This window comes from Variovorax sp. J22P240 (genome assembly GCF_030316855.1).
In the GTDB taxonomy this organism is placed as follows: Bacteria; Pseudomonadota; Gammaproteobacteria; order Burkholderiales; family Burkholderiaceae_C; genus Variovorax.
On record NZ_JASZYR010000041.1, the window covers coordinates 1 to 1092 of the forward strand.

2 protein-coding genes are annotated in these 1092 nt (G+C 65.8%); one reads left to right on the forward strand and one right to left on the reverse strand.

Going from position 1 to position 1092, the window contains the following annotated elements; all coding sequences use genetic code 11:
* A partial coding sequence (locus QTI24_RS31445) for a cupin domain-containing protein (RefSeq protein WP_286605861.1) occupies window positions 1-533 on the reverse strand: 533 nt, incomplete at its 3' end.
* 107 nt (window positions 534-640) lie between these two features.
* Here QTI24_RS31445 and QTI24_RS31450 point away from each other — a divergent pair.
* The coding region (locus QTI24_RS31450) for a methyltransferase domain-containing protein (protein WP_286605863.1) at window positions 641-1092 on the forward strand (452 nt) is incomplete at its 3' end.

The following is a 1092-nucleotide window of genomic DNA, read 5'->3' on the forward strand; positions in this document are numbered from 1 at the left end:
CAGCACCGCCTGGCAGCCGGACGATGGCTCGCGCAACACGCACAGAGCGAAGTCAAATTCGACTGGGTTGCGGGCCGCAAATGGATCATTGCGGGCAACGCGTCGAGCACCGGGTTGCAAGGCCTCAGGTCGCAACCGAGGAAGCCACAGATGAACTGTGTGCCGTCGGCTCCATTGCCACCTTCGCTGACGATCGAAGGCAGTTCGCCGGAAGCCATGCTGCGGAAGAACATCACGGCCTCCTCGGGGCCATAGGCGGCCTCAGTGCCAGGCGGATCGGCCAGGTAGTAGGCGTCGCCATGCGGAACGACCAGCACGTCGCCCGTTTCGAAGCGCTCGGGAGTCGCATCGCGTAGTCCGGCCCAGCAACCACCATGCGTGACGATGTGGTACGAGATCAAGTGCTGAGAAGCCGGTAGCACGATCCGGCGAAACACTTCGGTCTGCGGCGCCCAGGACATCCATGGGGGATGCGCGTCGACCAGAAACAGCATCGAGCCGGTCAGCCGCACGCACCGCAGCACGTCGGACATGACGTCAGAGCCGGACGCCGCAGCATGCGATCCGGACTTTTGGTCATGGTCCGCGTTCGTGGCTGGCTTGATGCTATGGGTGCTGCGTTTCACGGAAGGAGCATGCCATGAGTGCGCGAATCGAAGGGGCCGTGCGGTCTCCGGCCGACGTGTACGACGACCAGTTCGTCCCTGCGCTGTTCAGGCACTGGGGCCCTGTGGTATGCGACGCCGCGAAGATCACGGCGGGCCAACGCGTGCTCGACGTCGCGTGTGGCACCGGCGCCCTGACCGTCGCGGTGGCCGAGCGCGTCTCGCCGGGTGGCGCGGCGCTCGGGCTCGATTCGAACCCCGAGATGCTGGCGGTGGCTCAGCGAAAGCATCCGGACATCGAATGGCACCGCGGCTGCGCCGAATCGCTGCCCTTCGCCGACGCGGAATTCGATGCCGTCGTGAGCCAGTTCGGCTTGATGTTCTTCGACGATCGTGTTGCCGCGTTGCGCGAGATGCAGCGCGTGCTTCGGCCGGGCGGCCGCCTTGTCGTGGCGGTTTGCGATGCGCTCGAGCGCTCGCCCGGCTA